Here is a 2,405-nt window from a genome sequence, read left to right on the forward strand (position 1 = left end):
CGGTGCCCTGTTCGGGAGGAAATGATGTCAGGATTGCTGTGTGGAAGCGATGAACAACGGTTCACGCGGTGTTATGAGCATGCGCGTGGCTATCACCGCCGCGCCCTGTTGTTGGCACCACAATCATCGTCTGTCAGTCTGGTGTTTAACGTGGCATCGCTGGCAGTGGAGTGCTACCTGATTGCCCTGTGTGCGCTGCATAACATCATGCCGATGAATCACAACTACCGTAGCCTGCTGACCAGTGCCTCGGAGAAAGTGACGTTTACCTCGGCGTTAAGCGAGGATATTGCCGCGCTGGATGCACTTTTCGGCATTTGCTCCATTGATGATTACTACCATGGCACGCCGGACGAGCAGGATAAAGCGCGCATTCTTTCCGTGTGTGAGGCATTGGATGCACTGATTGTGGCGGAACAAAAACGCTCACCGGCGCTTGACCACTTGCGGGAGAACAGAGGATGAATACGCCTGTTAACCCGGCGCTGGCCGATTTCCCCCATCACGACATGCGGCGGGATGAACGTGAGATCACCGATCCCACCGTACTGGATGCCATTTTGCGCGAAGAGCGCGTGATGTACATTGCGCTGGCTAATAATGATGTGCCCTTTCTGGTGCCGGTTTTCTATGTCTGGGATGGCACCGCGCTCTATTTTCATTCCGCGCGCAGTGGCAGCAAGATTGAATGGCTTAAACGTAACAATACCCTGTGTTTTGCCATTTCTCATTATGGAGGCGTGGTAGAGGATGCGCTGGCCTGTAACTTTGAGGCGCGGCATCGAACGGTGATTGGGTTGGGGAAAGCACAGTTCATCAACGATAATCAGGAGAAAATCCCCATTTTGCAGCGATTGATGGCGGGGTTTACCGATCGCCACTACGCGTTCCCTGACGCCAATCTGCAAGCCACGCTGGTGATACGCATCAACATCGACGCCATGAGGGGGAAACAGCATGGCTTTTGATAAGGGCCGGCTCCCCCCGCTTTACATCAGGGAATGATAACGGCGCTCGGGCAGCCCGGCGTGGCGACACTGTTTGTCCCGTTACGTTCTGGCTGGCAATGCTGTCGTGAAGTCCCTTGCCCATCAACCGCATCAATGTCATTGGCGGCTTTGCGTCAGCAAACCGTGACGATGCTGGAGGCGTTACCTGAGTGTCGTCACATTGTCGCGCGGGAGATTCAGGGCGTGTTGCTGGCCTGGCTTGATGGCAGAGGGATCACCATGTGGCGAGGCAGCGGCAAACCGGCTCCGCTTCTCGATGGTATCGCGGAGCGTATCCACGCCTCCTCGCCCGTGACGCCACTCCACCCTGAGACCTATTTTCAGCCGGGCAAACAGAGCGGGGATTTTCACTTCAATCTGATAGAGGCACTGGCAAACAGCCATGAGGGGCACACCTCACGGCGGTTATTACAACCCTTCCTGCAACAAAAGCAATTTCGACGTCTGGATGTGATTTGCGATCATTTACCGAAGTGGTTTGCCACGCTTGATGCGCGTGAATTCAGCATTGTGAGTGAGCCGCGCGCAGATGGAACATTTTGTGTCGTGGTGATGCCACGGCATGTCTGAAAACGTTCGTTAACGTCCCAAATAGAACAGGAATGTTCTTAACAGAACATATTGCCGGGGCGTTGGAGGGTGAGGTGGTTTTTATCTCATTAATTATCAATTGATTACAAAAAAGTTGGTTTTGCCTGCATTGGCGCTGATTTTGCAGGTTTTTACCGGGACTGTGCATAAGAGCCTGCGACTAGGATAACAATGCTTCTGACCTGATGTGATTCACTCTGCTACGTAAGAATGGGGATTTGTCGGGAGAGATATAATGCGCCTGGAAAGAAAACGTGGTGTGACGGATATGCTGTCCCCCTTGGAGACACCGCTGTCTTTCAGTTGTAAATTGGGTGAATGTCGTTCAGAACTGATGCCGCTGCTGTCTGAAGTCAGCAAAGTGGTGAGCACCGAGGGCGATCTTTCCAAAACCCTCAAACTGGTCCTGCAATTGATGCAAAAACACATGCAGGTGATCCGCGCGATGATCACGCTGTACGACACCAGCAGCGATCGCATTTATATCCATGAAAGTTACGGACTCTCTCCGCAAGAAGTGGAGAAGGGGGTCTACCTGCCGGGGGAAGGGATCACCGGACAGGTGATCGAAACGCGCCAACCGGTGATTGTGCCGCATGTGGCCGACGATCCTCTATTTCTCAATAAAACCGGCAGTCTCGACAAAACCCGCGACGGGGCGTTTTCCTTTATTTGTGTGCCGATCATTCGCAGTTCCAAAGTGATGGGAACCATCGGCATCGAACGGGTCTATCACAATCATCAACTGCGCTACCTGGATTTGGAAGTGCTGAAAGTGATTGCGGCAATTATCGCGCAGGGCGT

Annotated in this window: 4 protein-coding genes; all 4 read left to right on the forward strand. The window is 53.1% G+C overall.

Annotation, left to right across the window (positions count from 1 at the left end; all coding sequences use genetic code 11):
* Nucleotides 1-465 (forward strand): hypothetical protein (locus J5224_RS25000; protein WP_264627914.1); only part of this gene is annotated, 465 nt, incomplete at its 5' end.
* Complete coding sequence (locus tag J5224_RS25005) at nt 462-968, forward strand: pyridoxamine 5'-phosphate oxidase family protein (protein WP_252120324.1); 507 nt, start codon at nt 462-464, stop codon at nt 966-968. The genes J5224_RS25000 and J5224_RS25005, both read left to right, overlap by 4 nt.
* Before the next feature lie 33 nt (nt 969-1,001).
* Nucleotides 1,002-1,580 (forward strand): Fe-only nitrogenase accessory AnfO family protein, encoded by a 579-nt coding sequence (locus J5224_RS25010; protein WP_264627915.1) that lies wholly within the window; start codon nt 1,002-1,004, stop codon nt 1,578-1,580.
* A 256-nt stretch (nt 1,581-1,836) separates the two neighbouring features.
* Nucleotides 1,837-2,405: GAF domain-containing protein (locus J5224_RS25015; protein ID WP_264627916.1), on the forward strand; the 569-nt coding region annotated here is incomplete at its 3' end.

The organism is Candidatus Symbiopectobacterium sp. NZEC135 (assembly GCF_025962695.1).